Source organism: Geofilum rhodophaeum (assembly GCF_002210225.1).
Classification (GTDB): domain Bacteria; phylum Bacteroidota; class Bacteroidia; order Bacteroidales; family Marinilabiliaceae; genus Geofilum; species Geofilum rhodophaeum.
Map to the genome: position 1 here is coordinate 21,068 of NZ_MWUJ01000007.1, position 17,130 is coordinate 38,197.

11 protein-coding genes are annotated in these 17,130 nt (G+C 49.2%); 3 read left to right on the forward strand and 8 right to left on the reverse strand.

Going from position 1 to position 17,130, the window contains the following annotated elements; genetic code table 11:
- Window positions 1-13 precede the first annotated feature (13 nt).
- The gene (gene lepB / locus B4W65_RS08265; protein WP_146697749.1) at window positions 14-871 is read left to right on the forward strand and encodes a signal peptidase I; all 858 of its coding nucleotides are present in this window, start codon (window positions 14-16) and stop codon (window positions 869-871) included.
- 95 nt (window positions 872-966) lie between these two features.
- Here lepB and B4W65_RS17210 read toward each other — a convergent pair whose 3' ends face one another.
- The 4 genes from B4W65_RS17210 to agaR all read right to left on the reverse strand — a co-directional run bounded on the left by B4W65_RS17210 (window position 967) and on the right by agaR (window position 7,008).
- Window positions 967-1,155, reverse strand: coding sequence for a hypothetical protein (locus B4W65_RS17210; RefSeq protein WP_146697750.1), 189 nt, complete (start codon window positions 1,153-1,155; stop codon window positions 967-969).
- Between the two features lie 39 nt (window positions 1,156-1,194).
- The gene (locus B4W65_RS08270) at window positions 1,195-5,226 is read right to left on the reverse strand and encodes an Ig-like domain-containing protein (RefSeq protein ID WP_088654676.1); all 4,032 of its coding nucleotides are present in this window, start codon (window positions 5,224-5,226) and stop codon (window positions 1,195-1,197) included.
- Window positions 5,227-5,493: 267 nt separating this feature from the next.
- Window positions 5,494-6,216, reverse strand: coding sequence for a class I SAM-dependent methyltransferase (locus tag B4W65_RS08275; RefSeq protein ID WP_088654677.1), 723 nt, complete (start codon window positions 6,214-6,216; stop codon window positions 5,494-5,496).
- 9 nt (window positions 6,217-6,225) lie between these two features.
- Window positions 6,226-7,008 carry a transcriptional repressor AgaR gene (agaR, locus tag B4W65_RS08280; protein WP_088654678.1) on the reverse strand — a complete coding sequence of 261 codons (783 nt, stop codon included), beginning with the start codon at window positions 7,006-7,008 and terminating at the stop codon, window positions 6,226-6,228.
- Between the two features lie 195 nt (window positions 7,009-7,203).
- Here agaR and B4W65_RS08285 point away from each other — a divergent pair, with 195 nt between their 5' ends.
- Window positions 7,204-9,675, forward strand: coding sequence for a TonB-dependent receptor domain-containing protein (locus tag B4W65_RS08285; RefSeq protein WP_088654679.1), 2,472 nt, complete (start codon window positions 7,204-7,206; stop codon window positions 9,673-9,675).
- Window positions 9,676-9,677: 2 nt separating this feature from the next.
- On the opposite strand, the gene B4W65_RS08290 is transcribed toward B4W65_RS08285, so the two are convergent.
- The 4 genes from B4W65_RS08290 to rlmD all read right to left on the reverse strand — a co-directional run bounded on the left by B4W65_RS08290 (window position 9,678) and on the right by rlmD (window position 16,544).
- The gene (locus B4W65_RS08290) at window positions 9,678-11,228 is read right to left on the reverse strand and encodes a carboxylesterase/lipase family protein (protein WP_088654680.1); all 1,551 of its coding nucleotides are present in this window, start codon (window positions 11,226-11,228) and stop codon (window positions 9,678-9,680) included.
- Between the two features lie 12 nt (window positions 11,229-11,240).
- Entirely contained in the window at window positions 11,241-12,392 is a 1,152-nt protein-coding gene (locus tag B4W65_RS08295; protein WP_088654681.1) for an alpha/beta hydrolase-fold protein, read from the reverse strand.
- 40 nt (window positions 12,393-12,432) lie between these two features.
- Window positions 12,433-15,036 (reverse strand): xylan 1,4-beta-xylosidase, encoded by a 2,604-nt coding sequence (xyl3A, locus tag B4W65_RS08300; protein WP_088654682.1) that lies wholly within the window; start codon window positions 15,034-15,036, stop codon window positions 12,433-12,435.
- A gap of 98 nt (window positions 15,037-15,134) precedes the next feature.
- On the reverse strand, window positions 15,135-16,544 hold the full coding sequence (rlmD, locus tag B4W65_RS08305; protein ID WP_088654786.1) for a 23S rRNA (uracil(1939)-C(5))-methyltransferase RlmD: 1,410 nt from the start codon (window positions 16,542-16,544) through the stop codon (window positions 15,135-15,137).
- Window positions 16,545-16,655: 111 nt separating this feature from the next.
- Between rlmD and queF the strand changes: the two genes are divergently transcribed.
- Window positions 16,656-17,096, forward strand: a complete 441-nt coding sequence (gene queF, locus B4W65_RS08310; RefSeq protein ID WP_088654683.1) for a preQ(1) synthase — start codon at window positions 16,656-16,658, stop codon at window positions 17,094-17,096.
- The last annotated feature ends 34 nt before the right edge of the window (window positions 17,097-17,130 follow it).

Here is a 17,130-nt window from a genome sequence, read left to right on the forward strand (position 1 = left end):
CAAAGCGCCAGCCATGAAAAAGCGCCACATCGGCCACATCCTACTGTGGGTCGGACTCGGCCTCCTCCTCTCCGACCTCATATACCGCCACGGCATTGAACTGCTGAAGGTGCCCACCTCCTCCATGGAACCCACCATACACACCGGAGAATTCGTCCTCGTCAACAAATTCATTCCCGGCCCGCGCTACCTCGTCAACGACCCCGACCGCTACAACCGCCTCTTTCAGACCCACCCCTTACAATACAACGACATCATCGTCTTCAACTTTCCCGAAGCCGACACCATAGTACCCCACAAACCCGGCGAAAGCTACTACCTCCTCCGCCGCCAGCACCCCGGTCTCGACACCCTCCTCACCAGCGAACACTGGGGCGAACTCCAAGCCCTCGAAGTGAACCAACGCCCCCGCATGATCAAACGCATTGCCGCACTCCCCGGCGACACCCTCCAAATCATCCGCGGTCAACTCCACCTCAACGGACACCTCCAAATAAGCCCCAAACAAGCCAACGACACCCTCCAACCCCTCGCCCCCGGCATCCCCGACCCCTACGTATTTCCCTCCAGCAACAACCACCGCTGGAATGCCGACAACCTCGGCCCCTTTTACCTGCCCCGAAAAGGCGACGCCATTGCCCTCACAACCGACACCTACCCCCTCTACAGCCGCATCATCCGCGTTTTTGAAGGCGTAAACCTCGAACAACGCAGCAGCTTCTTCTACCTCAACAACCGCCCCATTAAACGCTACACCTTTAAAATGAACTACTACTGGGTACACGGCGACAACCGCCCACGCTCCTTCGACTCCCGCTACTGGGGCCCCGTACCCGAAAACCACATCGTAGGCGTCGTCAAACACCGCTAAAGCAAATAAAAGTCCTATAAAACAACACGCCCTCCCTGCATTATGCAGAGAGGGCGTGCTTGTATTTGTGTTGTGTTTTGTGCTGTTTTCCTAATTTACCTGAAAGGATTCTCCTTAATGCCGGAATCGTCTTCCTGAGTAGATTCGAAGGAAGAAGCGCCTTGGGTACCAGGTTTATCTCCAACATCAGGAGGAGTATCTTCAGTCGCCATACAAACAGAAATATCTACATCAAGTAAAATTTCATTCAGTTGCGGCCTATTATAAAATCTCTTTCTGTTCATAGTTAGTAAAATCAAGGCAGCTCAAAAGTAATCATTAATTTAATAAACAACAACCTTGACGTTCTCAACAGAACCTATTTCAGAATTGAATAACTGTATTAGATATACCCCATCAGAAAAAGAACCTAAGGATTCAAATTGTGCACCGGAAAGAGCGCCACTTCGAATTACCCTTCCTTGAACATCACAAATCATAAAGCCCTCGTAAGAACCTGGTTCAGATAAAAAAAGATGAATATTTCTATCTTTAACGACAACACGAATGCGGCTATTTTGCTCTTCGGTAACAACTATTGATACATCAGATGTAACAACTCTGGAAACACGAAGTTTAAACCTATCATTAACCATACCTTTTTGGGAAATGAAAACATCAACCCTACCCCCCTCTTCTAACACCGTTTCTTCATCAGTAAGCTCATCGACAAGAATGACAACTGCATCCTCTAAATTACTATTAACCAGCTCAACACCGACCGTCCCAGTTTGAAGGGCATTATATCCTAAGGGAATTTCAATGAAACCAACATTTGGAACAGAATTAATAACAGATTTTAGTGATCCCGATAGAGAAAAAAGTTCAAACAAGTGCCGTTGATTTGCAAAGCGCTTTTCCATATCATATCTATCCACTCCTTCAACAGCTCCATCAACAAAAGCAACAGCAAACTCGTCACGAAAACCCTCAGCAGAAATACCCGCAAGTTTAAAATGAGAAGTAAGGGGCTTGGAAGAAGCAGACTTCAGATACATGGCATCATTAGCAACCTGAGCGGAAGGTAAAAATTCTAAACTTCCAGAAGTTAACCCCTGTTTTACCTTTACAAGAAAACCATGATTAGACGGAATCTTAGAAGATTCAATATTAACTGCAATATCAGTTGAGGCACTGTACGAACCATAAGACTTTTGGGTAGGCATCCACATCCAAAAATTATCCTCTACTGTGGACTCCCCTGTAACATTCAACAGATTCCAATCAATTGCGGCAGGGTAGGGATTACCAACAAAATTCCATCCATATCCTTGACCATCGGTTCTACTTAAAGAAACCAAAACCGAACCAATGTTAAAGTCTCCTGAAAAATTCACCATGGTATCATCCGTCCACATCCTATATCCAACTCCAGAGGTCATTGCTGATGAAAAAGAGATAGACTGCCAGGAATCGGAAGAATTTTCATAATAGTAGAGTGGATAATAACCACCAAAATTGTCCGCTGTAGAGCCATCCGTTGGAGAGGAAATAACATAGGACAAGTCAATATTATTAATCACCTGTTCTACATTAACATTGCCACCCTCCACATTTAAAACTGCACCAACAGCACCACTATTAATATATGATCCATTAACATCTACAGAAGACTCTAATGTGAACAAACCAGTAATATTAAGCGTCCCCCCGGTATGTGTTAAAACAGCACCAGGTTCAATGGTTAAATTGTGAACATCAATGATACCTGTAGTGATTTCCGGAAAAGTGGAGGATCCACTCTGAATTACCACACTCTTGTATTGAACAAAATCAACTCCTCCCCAGTTTAGTGGATCTGACCAATCTGAACTATTACCACCACCAGTCCAAGTAGAAACGCCATCGGTTTCAAAAGTTATACTAACAGGATCAGAAGGATTACCGCTTAAATCATAGACCTCAGAAATAGTTATAGTGTAGGTTGTGTCTTCAATTAGAGCGGTTGTCGGTGTGAGAACGACCTTTGTCATTTCACTCTCTGTAACAACAGAAATTGAGAAATCAACTGGGATGGTTTCATCTTTTAGTTCAAAAGAAAAATGACTTGCATCTAAAGGATTCCCATCAGCCCCGACTACAGCCTCTGTGAAGCTGATCTCCAAGGCTTCTTCAACAGGAAAAACAAGCTCACCAGCTGCAGGATAGGAACTTAGAATTTCAGGAACAACTCTGTCAATGGTAATAGTAATTACATCGCTGTACTTTGAATTACTTTCATATACGGCGTGGAGAAAATACGTATTACCCAATTCCGTATTTGAATTAAAAGAAACCGTTGTAAACGAAGGATTGGTATTGTCATTAACCACTTCATTAAAAGCAATGCGAGCTGCAGTCCCTCCATGATTTAAACCTTGCTCAATTTGCTCAACGGAAGGAGCCGTGCTGCTCATGGTAACCACTCCATAATAAACGCCAGAATTATCTGCCCAAGCATTAAAATCAAAATCAGTTAAAGTTTGATTCGATATATTTGGATACCCTTCTTCCCAGAAAGGGGGTGCTGATTCGGTGGTGAAAGACCAAACGTTTGCATCAGAAAGACCAGCATAAACAGCAGAGCTATTCAAGGCCTTAACAAAACCCTCATCAATGATCACATAATATTCGGTGCCATATTCGAGACTTTCTGAAGAAAAAACAATGGACAACTGATCTTGAGAAATCGATGCTCCTGTTTGCTCTCTGGAAATTGTTGCAGCCGTAGCATCATTATCAGAACGATGAATTGTTAGAACCCCAGAAGGGCCCCAGGTGATCTCCTGATCAAAACCAACTTGGAGCGTTGGAGCTCTGGAGACCTCAACAGCACCATCTGCTGGAGAGAGAGAAGAAGTAGTCATGAGCACTGGATCCGGCTGAACCTCTGTAGTAAAGGACCATTCACCAGCATCAAAACCAACAAAATAGACATCACTACCAACACGCTTAATGAGGGTTGAAGCAATCCGAACATCGTAAACAGTTTCATACTCTGGCAAAGGATTGTTGGACAAGTCTATTTGAAGCGTGTTGTTATTGACGATGCTGACAGCTGCAGAAGATGCATCAAACAACTTCTCCTGAGTAGAACCGTTATATATACCAATCGTTCCCGAACCCAATTCAATTTCCTTATCAAATTGCAAAGACAGAACTGCATCTTTCAATACGCCAACCGCATTATGGGTTGGAGAAAGAACTGGATTCTCTAAAGGAAGATAAACGGTGGTAAAGTCCCAGGCATCTTTATCTGAAAGACCAGCAAATGGCGCTCCAGAAGTAGTTTCAACTGCACCATTAGGAATTACCACATAGTAATGGGTCCCTTCTGCCAAATCGGTTGTGGGATTAATAATTAAATCACTACCACTAACCGAAAGTCCAGTGGTTATTGTCTCCACTAACGATTCAGATAGATAGTCATAAATATGAACCGCGGCACTAGTCCCTAGTTGAATGTTCTGATTAAAGGTTGCGACAAGACTGGCATTAAGAGCAACATCAATTGCTCCATCCTCAGGCACCTGAAGGTCGATGGTGAAAGGGGCTGCCTCCGTGGTAAAGGACCATTCGCCAGCCGAAAGGCCTGGAAACAAAGCCCCGGTTGCTACCGATTTAATGGCGTTTGCTGGAAAGACGATCTCGTATTCTTTCCCATATAGAAATTGAAAGTCAAAATCAATTGAAACGATAGTACCACTAATTAGACCAGAATATAATTCCACGTTTCTTTTCGAAGGGGTAACACCTTTTTCAAATAGACTCACAAAGAATACACCATCTGCCATCTCAACATCCTCACTAAACGTAATCTCAAAGGTCGCAGTAGAAACGGGTACATTTGGAGTATCATCAACAGGAGACAAAGTCGCGGTTAACGGAGTTGGGGCGGCTGTTGTGGTAAAAGACCATTCCCCCGGAATAGCCAATAATTGATTCCATGCAATTCCATCAACCTCAAGAGCACTCTCTGAAATATAAACCCAATATTCGGTTTCAAAATCCAAAGAAGACGTTGACAAATCAATTGTCAAAACATTTGTGTTTATGATTAATCTGGTGTCCGGGCCAATTGGGGGAGAAAATGGAGGTGAACCAGCACTTCCTGTAGACAAACTCACCATTGAGGAATAATCACTATTGTATACTATTATTGATCCATCTGGATTCAGGGTTACCTCCCCATCAAATTCAATCGATAGTACAGGACTCACACTTACATCAGTTGCTCCAATTGAAGGACTGTATGTCACCGTCTGTCCCCACACGCCACCAAGTGCCAGAAGGCTGAGGGCGGCTGTCATCCACACTTTGAGTAAATATTGTTTCATACTTTTGGATTTATGATTTTAAGACTTTTAATTAACAAAGAAATTTTACTGCTCAGCACCCGTTTAAATGTAAAGGGGTTTCCCGGTTTCTCCACTTGGCCTGACTGTTTGTAAGGGCTTGTTGCGCAAGCAAATCAGCAGGTATTGATGTAAATACTACAAATCAGGTGTAATATTAGCAATTTGTACGCAAAACAGGGTCAAATAGTTGCCGTAAGTGGTCGAATTATTGATTAAAGGAAACAAACAGGGTGCGCAATGGTTCAACTAGAGTTTCACCAGGCGGGCCAGGTAGTCGAAGTGGGGACCGTCGGCAATTTTTTCGAAGCGGAAGCCGTTCTTTTCGGCATAGCGGGCCATCAGCTCGTCATCGACAAACAGCCATTTGAAGCGTTTGCCTTTGTAGTCGCCGTAGCTCATGCGGTATTCTACTTCGCCGTAGTAGCGGCCGTTCAGGTTCACCAGCATGCTGCCGTCCTCGTCTATGTAGAGGTAGCGCAGGTCCGAGCTGTCCATCAGCACTTGTCCCCCCGCCTTCAGCAGTTTACTTACCTGCTTAAAAAAGCGACCAAAGCCGTTTACGGTGCCTACCAGTCCTATGCCGTTCATCATCAGCAAAAGGGTGTCGAAAGTCTCCGGGGCTTGCACGGTAAAGAAGTCGCCGTTGATGACCTGCTGCACGCCGCGGCGCGACATCACTTCGCAGGCTAAGGGGGAAAGCTCCAGGGCGCTTACGTCCAGTCCCTGCTCCTGCAGGTACAGGGTGTGACTGCCCATACCGGCACCAATGTCCAGCACGCGGCCCTTGCATAAAGCAAGGGCTTTCTGCTCCAGTCCGGGCATCTCCAAATAGCTCCGAAACAGGTAGTGCACCGGCAGGGTGTCGTTCTCTGCAATATCGCTCCACACCTTTATGTCGGTGCTGCGTTGCCCGTTCAAAAAATAATCCATCCCGGCCTGTCCCAGGGCATCAAACTGCGCTTGTATCATAAGGTAACGTTAATCTACTACTACCACTTCTACCCCCATTTTTTCGAGGGCTTCTTTGTGGTCGGGCGTTATGCCACGGTCGGTAATCAGCACGTCTATCTGACTGATGTTGCAGATGACGGCCAGGTGGCGTTTGCCAAATTTGGAGGAGTCGGCTACCACAATCACTTTGCGGGCCATTTTTATCATGGTGCGCTTGAGGGCAGCTTCTTCGAGGTCGGGCGACGAAAGGCCAAGGTTCACATCGATGCCGTCGGCAGCCAGGAAGAGCTTGTCGCCAAAGAATTTCTTGAAGTTGTCGATGGCGATGGCGCCCACCAGGGTAAGGATGTTGTGCCGCATAATGCCTCCGGGCATTATGATGGTGATGTTGTCCATATCGGCCAACGAACTGGCTATGTTCAGGGCATTGGTGATAACGGTGAGGCGGTTGAAGCGACTCAGGTGATTGGCAATTTCGCGGGTGGTGGTTCCGCTGTCCACCACTATGGTATCGCCATCGTCGATGTAGCGGGCGGCTTTGCGACCAATGGCTTCTTTTTCGCGCACGTGCTTGCTCTTCTTCTCCAAAAAACGCAGGTCGAGCGAAGCTTTCTCTGTTTTGATGGCGCCGCCCCGGGCCCTAATGAGCAGGTTCTTCTGCTCCAGATGGGCCAAGTCGTTGCGAATGGTTACCTCGCTCACCCCAAACTGCTCACTGAGTTCGTTCACATTTACCTGACCTTGTTCATCGACCAGTTTAATGATGAGTCCCCTGCGTCCGGCAGTGGTTTCGGGATTGTAATTGCTCATGGCTCCTTTACTTGATGCTTCAACTGCAAAGGTACCTCTTTTTCAACAAAAAACAGTGCAAGCAGCCCGCACAGCAGAGGCAACCATATATCTAGTGCGGCCTCTTAACAATTCTTTAACAATAAACCTGAAACACCGCGTTAAACAATTGCCCTGTGCGTCTGTCTCAATACCATAAACCAAGAAATACATCCAATGAAGCAAATACTTCTGAGTAAGATTCTTTTCACCAGCATTATTTCTTTAACAACACTTTTCTTTAGCGCCAAGGCCGAACCGGTAAGCGAAGCTTCGGGCATTACGGGGCGGGTGGTGGACCAAAGCGGGGGCGAAACGCTGCCTTATGCCACGGTGGCTGTTTACAACAGCGATTCTACCTTGGTAGATGGGGGCATAACCGACGAGACGGGACGCTTCACCTTTACGCTGCCGCCCGGCAACTACTACATGGAAGTGCAGTTTGTGGCCTACAACAAGGAGGTGGTTTCAAATATTGAATTGAGCACGCGTCGTGAGCAGCTCGATTTGGGCACAATCGCACTCAGCTCCTCAGCAACCGATCTCGACGAGGTGACCGTAACCGGTGAGCGCAGCGAGATGGTGATTGGGGTGGACCGCAAGGTGTTTAATGTGGGGGCAGATTTGTCCAACTCGGGCAATTCGGCGGCAGAGATTCTCGACAACATACCCACGGTGGCGGTAGATGCCGATGGCAATGTTTCGCTGCGCGGAAGTGGCGGTGTACGTATGCTCATTGACGGGAAGCCTTCGGGACTGGTAAATGCGGGCAATGCGGAAGCATTGCGCGCCCTGCAGGGCAACATGATCGAGCGGGTCGAGGTCATCACCAACCCCAGTGCCCGCTACGAGGCAGAGGGCATGGTGGGCATCATCAACATCGTTCTGAAAAAAGACCAGCGCAAAGGGGTCAACGGGTCCTTTGAGGGTACGGTGGGCCTCCCACAAAGATATTCGGCGGGGGCCAATGTAAATTTCCGTCGCGAAAAGGTCAATTACTTCATCAATTATGGGGTTCGGTACAGCGAAAGGGAGGGCAGCGGTTTTAGCGACCAGACCTTTCCGCAGGCCAATCCGCCTTTCAGCACCCGCATCGACAACGAACGCAATCGCAGTGGCTGGTCGCAGAACCTGCGTGGGGGCATGGATTTCTTTTTAACGCCCACCGCCACGCTTACTGCGGCGGCCTTGGTGCGTTTCGACGATGAAGAAAATCTGGGCAGCGTGCGCTACAGCGACTTTGCGCAGGACAGCAACGAGCCCTTCCGCATTTCGGAGCGGGTCGACTTGGAGACGGAAATGGAACGCAATATGGAATACTCCCTGAATTTTGAGCAAAAGTTCAGCGACCATGAAGCGCACACCCTCAATGCTTTTGTGCAATACATGGAGGACAGTGAAACGGAGGAGTCGGACCTTACCGAAACGGTGCTGTTGGGAGCAGATGCCGACGAGCAGCTGTTTCAGCAGGTGTACAATAAGGAGCAGGAAGAAAACTGGTTGTTTCAGGCCGACTATGTGCATCCCTTTGGGGAAGAGGGGCGACTGGAAGCCGGTTTGCGCAGTGAGCTGCGCAACATACGCAACCCTTACGAGGTGGAGGAATTGGAGAACGGCAACTGGACGGCCTTGCCCGAATACACGAACAATTTCAGCTACGACGAGAATGTGTTTGCCGGTTATCTGCAGGGGGCCGACAAATTTGGACCGGTGAGTGTTCAGGCGGGCCTACGTGCCGAATATTCAGACATCACCACATTTCTGGAACAAGGGGCGGTTAAAAACCAGCGCGATTACCTACACTTCTTCCCTACCCTGCACACCACCTACCATTTCTCGACCTACAATGCCTGGCAAATCAGCTACAGCCGACGCATCAACCGACCCCATTTTTGGAGCTTGAATCCTTTTTACGGCTTCAGCGATTCGCGCAACATACGCACAGGCAATCCCAATTTGGAGCCTGAGTTTACCGATGCCTACGAGAGTGGCTGGGTGTATTCGACCGACAATTCATCAATTTACGCCGGTATTTATTACCGCCACACCAGCGATGTAATAGAGCGCATCAGCTATGTCGACGACAACGGCATCACCTACTCGGTTCCCCGTAACCTGGCCGAGCGGCATGCCTACGGGGCGGAGACCAACCTGTCATTTAGTCCACTCAAGTGGTGGGACCTATCGACCAACTTCAACTTTTACCGCATGCAAACCGAAGGGGTTTTTGAATACAACGAACAGCGGATGGATTTGAGTGCCGACACTTACTCCTGGGACACACGCATCAACTCGCGCATGCGCTGGGACAACGACCTGAGTTTTCAAACGACCTTTTTTTACCGCGGCAAACAAGAAACTACGCAGGGCAAGCGCCTGCCCTTTTACATGTTGAATGCCACGTTCAGCAAAGAGGTGCTGAAAGGGAACGGCACGCTCAGTTTAAATGTGCGTGATGTGCTGAACAGTCGTAAGTTTCGCTATGAGCTGAACCAGCCCGACCTCATCTCTGTAAACGAACACCGCTGGAGCGGTCAGGAAATTCGTCTGACTTTTGTTTACCGCCTCAACCAGAAAAATCTGGGACGAAACGGTGGCAACGGTGGCGGCAGAGATGAGGGCGGACCGGGAGGGGAAGAGGGCTTTTAGCCCTATTCCTTATTTCCCTGGCTCAGGCGTTCCTGATAATAAGCATCCAAAACACGTAAGGCATCCTCATCGGGCACCTCGCCCAGACGGGCATCGGGCCCCAAGTACATAACGGCAGGATTCCCGGCGCTGAAGGCAGGCCACTCGGGCAGACCCTCTCCGTTGGGATGGCCGTACTTGGCAAAGTTGGTCCAGTAAGTACCCATAATCTCTGAGAGTACCTGATCGCCAGGCTGAGTGTGCGGATGTTCGGGATCAATGTGCATAAATACGAAAGGCACATCCACGCCGTGGGGCGTGCCGTGATCGGCCTGGGGCGAATCGGCGGGGTATTCGGGGTGCTGATCAAAGTAGTAGTAAAACACTTCACCCGTTCCGGTTTGCGATTGCAATTGGGCCCACTTCCAGGTATGCCAGCCAAAGGCTGCATCGCGCATCAGGTTACGAGCAGCACGCTTCACCTCTCCATCTGTTAAGGGATAGGCTTCCAACAGGGCATCGGCGTGATCGCCAAAACGATGGCGCACATTACTTACATATTCCTCGGCGGTTCTTCCAGCCGGAAAACTCAGGCCTTCATCGGAATTGTAACCAATCAGTACAGGCACATCGTTGTAAGCACCTTGCTCGTACAATGCCACCTGGTCGCCGGGCAACACATAGCCATCTACAATGGGCCAGCCCCCGGGCATGGTCCATCCCTGCGGAATCAAGTCCTCGGCAGGCAAGGCACGCATTTCGGCAATGGAACTCAAGCCCTTGGCTTCCACATAAGCCATCCCATCCTGCTCGGCCATTTCCAAGGTCTTCATGTTTTCGCCGGGAAAGGTTTCTGAGCGGGTGGGACCAAAAGAACCGCCACTTTGCGATATGGCACCCTGAAACAGACCTTTGGCCAGCGGCGAAGCACAAAGCATGCTTACCGAAATGCCGCCGGCCGATTCGCCAAAGATGGTCACCTTGTTGGGGTCGCCTCCAAAGGAGGCGATGTTGTCCTTGACCCACTGCAGACCAGCAATCTGGTCGAGCAGTCCGTAGTTACCGGATACGCCGTTGGGACTCTCGGCACTCAACTCGGGATGGGCCAAAAAGCCCAGCTGTCCCACCCGGTAAGCCACACTGACCACCACAACCCCCTTACGGGCCAGGTGCTCGCCATTGTGTACGGGGTCAGAGGTCGATCCAAAGCTGAACCCTCCCCCATAAATCCACACCATTACCGGCAGTTGCTCTTCGGCAGTATGGGCCGGGGTCCATACGTTGAGGTAAAGACAGTCCTCACTCTTTCCCGAAGCCGGATTGCCGCCCTGCATGGGTGCCGGGGCATACTCCTTGGTCGACTTAACGCCGTCCCAACTTTCAGCGGGCTGCGGCGCTTTCCAGCGCAGTTCACCAACGGGAGGGGCAGCAAAGGGGATGCCTTTAAACACACGCAAGTCCCCTTCAATACTTCCCTCAACAATGCCTTGTTGCACTTTTACCTGCTCAGGCGGAAGCTCAGCACAGGCACTTAAAGATAAGACAGCAATCAAAACAACTAACAATCTGGTCATTACTCAGTTCTTTTAGGGTTGAAAAACAAGTTGGGCAAAGCGATAAAACGAGCGTCGCCAAGTCTGCCATTCGTGATCGGTGTCGGGCGACACATAAAAGTAGGTGTTTAATCCCAACTCTTTCAAACGCGCCACATTATTTTCAGGATCTCCCCCCATATTGTAGCGACCACTCTCCAGTTCGCGACTGCCGTAACCCACAAAATACAACTTGTTGTTGTCCCTAAAGTCAGGGTTTGCTGCCAGGTCGTCTTCTCTGATGCTTCCGCCGCTGAACATGCCCACTTGCGAAAACACCTCAGAGTGTGACAGGGTAATGACCCTCGTTTGCATAGCGCCCATTGACAAACCGGCCATGGCACGATGCCCGGCATCGGCCAAAGTGCGATAGTTGCTGTCAATCATGGGAATAATGTCTTCCAAAAGACGCTGCATAAAACCATCGGTCCACCCCTCCGGCGGCCAGGGGGCACCTTCTTTTCGGGGACCACTAAAATCCCAGGTGCCATTGTCCATTACAATAATAAAAGGTTGGGCCTTGCCCTCGGCCAGGAGATTGTCCATAATCAGGTTAACATGTCCTTGGTTCGACCAACCTGTTTCGTTCTCGCCACCCCCATGCTGCAAATACAAAACAGGATATCGCTTCTCGGGATGCTTGTTGTAGGAGAACGGCGTATAAACAAAGCAACGACGCAGGTCCCCGGTGGTTTCGGCATAATAGATCTGCTCGCTCACCACGCCATGGGGCACATTCTTCAAGGCATAAATATCCTGATCGTGGGCAGGCACTTCAACCCCACTGCCCCAACGTCCGGCGCCGTAAAAATACAAACTGCCCGGATCGGGCACCGATGCGCCGTCAATATTCAACTGATAATAATGAAAACCCTCGTCCTGAGGCGCCGACTCGCCGGTCCACACCCCGTTTTCATCTTTAAGCATATCGTACTTTACTGCACCAATATCGAGCTGCACACGCTGTGCCTCCGGCGCATGAATCTGGGCACGCACTCTGCCCTCCGAATTAACCATAGGGTATTCTTTCCCACTTTGATTGGCTGCAGAAGGCTTGAAGTCTTCCACCACTTGGGCCTGACTTACTGCAGCCATCAACAGACCGGCAGTCAACAAGCCTGAAAAGGCTGTAATCGGTTTTTTCATTTGATATAGTATTAAGGTAATAAATAAGCACTTTCAGCTTTTATTGAAGGACCACCTTCAGGGGCGTCAAATCTTTTGCGTCGGAACTGTTGCCGTACAAGACTTCGTATTCCCCTGGAACGATGGCCATTTTGCGTTGTTCCCAGTCGTAGAACTCAAAAGATGTGGGCGGCAAAGTAATGTTGGCCTTGGTCTTTTCTCCGGCAGCCAGTTCAACCCGCTGAAATCCTTTAAGGGTTTTGAGCGGACCGTCAATATCGCCTACCTTGCGCACATAAACCTGAACAATCTCCACCCCGTCTCTGTCCCCTATATTTTTAACAGGAACGGATAATTCGATGGCTTCTGAAGTGGAAGCCTTGGTCTTGCTTAAACGGCCTTTGCCCAATTCAAACTTTGTATAGCTGAGTCCGTAACCAAAGGGGAAAAGATAGTCGGTGGTATAACGGTAGGTACGCCCCTTCATCGAATAATCTTCAAAATCGCCCAACTTATCGGAATTGCGATAGAAACTGATCGGTAGCTTACCACCAGGATTGTAATCCCCAAAGAGTACGTCGGCCACAGCCAATCCACCCATTTCGCCGGGGTACCAGGCTTGCAGAATGGCATCACAGCTTTCCAGCTCGGGTTCAAAAGCGATGGCTGATCCGGAACAATTCACAAAAACGACGGTTTTACCGGCTTCCTTAAGGGCTTTTAGCGCATTGCGCTGCACGGCAGGAAGCTCCATGTCGGTGCGATCGCCACCCTTAAACCCAGGATATGCTACCGGCATCTCCTCTCCCTCGAGCAAACCAGAAAGTCCACCTACAAACACCACCGTTTCGATGCCATCCAGTTTCTTAATCAATGATGTATAATCCACGTCCTCTTCACGACCAAAATCAAACTCAATGTTGGCCTCCCAGTTTTCGCGTTGCGCATAGCGTATTTTAATGCGATAAGTCTCCCCTTCTTCTACCCGATAATGCAGCTTGGCATTGGTGGTTCTCCAGTTGGTGTAAGAGGTCAATGTATCCTCGTTTACCGTCAATTCATAAAATCCGGTTGCTCCGCCTCTAAACACAATATCCTCCGTAGCTTCCGCTACAAATTCTCCCTCGTAAACAGCAGAAAAATCTTCCAGCCAAACCCCGGGTGCAAATTCATGCTGACCGGCAGCTGTCAAAAACAAAGGATTGGCTATCTGCTGTTTAACAACAGGCTGCCCCTCAAAATCAGGATGATTCCAATAGGTGGCATCAAAACCACGGCGACCATCACTCCGAATTTTGTTGAAATAGCTAACCGTTACTTTATTATCGACCAAGTCCACCCCCTTATAGTACAACACTTTATCCTCAGAAATCTTGGATTGAATGCCATCCAAAATGGTAATGGTATTAATGGGGGTGCCGTTGTAGTTGCCCCAGAGCATCACTTCGTCGTTGGCATTGGGACCAACCACCGCAATTTTCTCAACAGCGTGTTTGTTGAGTGGAAGCACATTGTTTTTGTTGTGCAGCAGGGTCATGGATTGCTGCGCCATCTTATAAGTCAACTCTTGATGCTTTTTACTATTCAAAACCGAGGCAGGAATTTGCGCCCAGGGCACCAGCTCGTCATCGTCCATTTCACCCAGATCAAAACGCCCGATCAACACACGCATCAAACTCCGATCGATGTCCTCCTCGCGAACCAGATCCATTTCTACAGCCTGAGGCAGCAATTTATAATGATAGTTGTCCCAAATACACTCCACATCGGTGCCTGCCATTACCGCACGAGCGGCAGCGTGTACCGGTGTTGACGACACGCCATGGGTGGTATAAAAGTCCGTAACGGCACCACAATCCGCCACCACCAAATGCTCATAGCCCCATTCTTCGCGCAAAATACGCTGTAACAAACGGGTGTTGCTGCAACAGGGTTCATCGTCCTGACGATGGTAAGCACACATCACCTGACGCACATCCGCATCCTGGACCAGTGCCTTAAAGGCCGGCATATAGGTTTCGTAAAACTCGCGGGGACTCACATCGTTTACATTAAGCTCGTGGCGACTCCATTCGGGTCCCGAGTGTACCACAAAGTGCTTGGCACAAGCCAGAAGTTTGCGGTAACGGGCATCCTCCGGCCCCTGCAAACCTTTTACCACCTGAACGCCCATACGCGAAGTCAGGTAAGGATCCTCTCCATAAGTCTCCTGTCCCCTGCCCCAACGGGGGTCTCTGAAAATATTAACATTGGGGGTCCATACCGAGAGACTCAGAAAACGGCGGTTTTCTTCGCCCCTGCGCATGGCCTGGTGGTACTTAGCACGCCCCTCATCCGAAACAGCATCGAAAATTTGATACACCAGCGTATCGTTAAAGGAGGCGGCCATACCAATGTTTTGTGGAAAAACCGTCACGCTGTCGTTGTTGGCATAGCCATGCAGCGCTTCGCTCCACCAGTTAAAGCGTTTGATACCCAAACGCGGAATGGCTTCGGACTGGTCGCACATCAAAGAGGCCTTCTCTTCCAGAGTCAACCTGCCTATTAAATCGCGGGCACGTTCCTCCGAACTAAGCTTCGGATCCTGAAAAGGATATACTTGTGCGCCTACTTGAGCGAAAAAGGCCAGACAGCCCAAAACGCAGAACAAACTTCTTACTTTCATGGCATAACATGTTAACAACCCTTAAAAGTAAGAAGCTTTTGGGACTTCTGCTTCTGATTTCAGACACGATACCTTTAAAATCAGATACAAGTCGCCCCCTAGCGCCGCTCCAGCAAGACCACGTTTTCAACGTGGTGGGTATGCGGAAACATATCCACCGGTTGCACACGGGTAACGCGGTAGCGCAAATCCAGCAATTGCAAATCACGCGCCTGAGTGGCCGAGTTACAGCTCACATATACAATCTTATCGGGAGCCGCATTCAAGATGGTTTGCACCACATCGGCATGCATTCCGGCACGCGGAGGATCGGTAATGATGACATCGGGGCGACCGTGCTCCTCAAACAGCTCGGCAGTAAGCAGGTCCTTCATGTCCCCCGCCATAAACACAGTATTGTCAATCTGGTTGATCTTTGCATTGACCACGGCATCTTCAATGGCTTCGGGCACGTACTCGATGCCTACCACCTTGGCCGCCTGGCGGGCCACAAAATTGGCTATGGTGCCGGTGCCGGTGTACAAGTCGTACACCACCTCCTTGCCGCTTAAGCCGGCAAATTCGCGCGCTACCTGGTACAGATGCAGGGCCTGCTCAGAATTGGTCTGGAAAAAGGACTTGGGACCAATCTTAAATTTCAGCCCCTCCATCTCCTCAAATATGTGGTCGCGACCGGCATAAAGCTGAATGTCCAAATCGCCAATGGTGTCGTTGGCCTTGGGATTGATGACGTACATCCAGGAAGTAACATCGGGAAAAAGGCCAATCAGATGATCGAACAAGGCCTTGCGGGCGGACTCGTCCTCCTGAAAGAGCGACAACACCACCATCACCTCACCCAAAGAAGTATTGCGTATCATTAAGGTGCGCAAAAGTCCCGCTTTTGCGCGCAAATCGTAAAAGGGCAATGCATTGGCCAGGGCATACTCGCGCAAAGCATTACGAATGGCATTAGAAGGCTCGGCCATCAAATGACATTGCGCAATGTCCACCACCTTATCAAACATTCCCGGAATGTGAAAACCCAGACCGTTCTTGTTCTTCACTTCTTCCTCGCGCTCCATTTCTTCGAGACTCAACCAGCGCTTGTTCGAAAAGGTGAACTCCAGCTTGTTGCGGTAAAAGCGCTCGGCGGGGGAGCCCATGATGGACTGCACCTCGGGCAGTTCCACTTTGCCTATGCGCTGGAGATTGTTGACTACTTCCCGCTCCTTAAACTTAAGTTGTTCGGCATAGGGCAGACTCTGCCATTTGCAACCGCCGCAAACCCCAAAGTGCGCGCAAAAAGGTTCAACCCGCAAATCGGAATAGTGGTGGAATTTCACCGGAAAACCCTCGTAGTAGGACCTGCGCTTTTTATTCACCTGCACGTCAACGATGTCGCCCGGAACGGCCTGGGTCACAAAAACCACCTTATCGTCTACCTTTCCCATAGCCTTTCCCTCGGCCGCCACATCGGTCACCACCAGGCGCTCCAACAAGGGCTTGTTTCTTCTGGATCTTCCCACTTTTTGCTGCATTTATAATTTGGCGCAAAGGTAGGAAAAGTTTTTTCAACTGAACTAAAACACTAACTTTGCGCTTTCAATTTCAAAGCCAACAACACATTACAACTTATCATGGAAAAAAAGATATTGACCTACAAGGACATAGACGCTTCCATTCTGAAGGGGCTGCCCAATCCTACCGGTGAAGCCTACGAAATCAAGATTAAAATTCCTGAGTTCACCTTCTTAGGGGTAAAGGAGCAACCCGATTTTGCCGATGTTTTTCTCACATTTTATCCTAAAAATAAAATCATCGAACTCAAATCACTGAAACAATACGTGTATCACCTGCGCAACATTACCGTGTCGTACGAGCGCCTCATCAATGTGTTTTACGATCATTTGATGGAAGTGTACGAGCCGGAACGCGTACGTGTGGTTATGGTATTTAATCCCCGGGGCGGCATCAGCAGCAAACTGACCATCGACAGCGACTGGAAGGTAAGGGGCGGCAACGAAAAGTTCAGCGACTGGAAGAGCAATCTCGAAGACCAATGGTCGGTAACGCTGTAACACCTCATCAAAAAAGGCTGCCCGATTAAGGCAG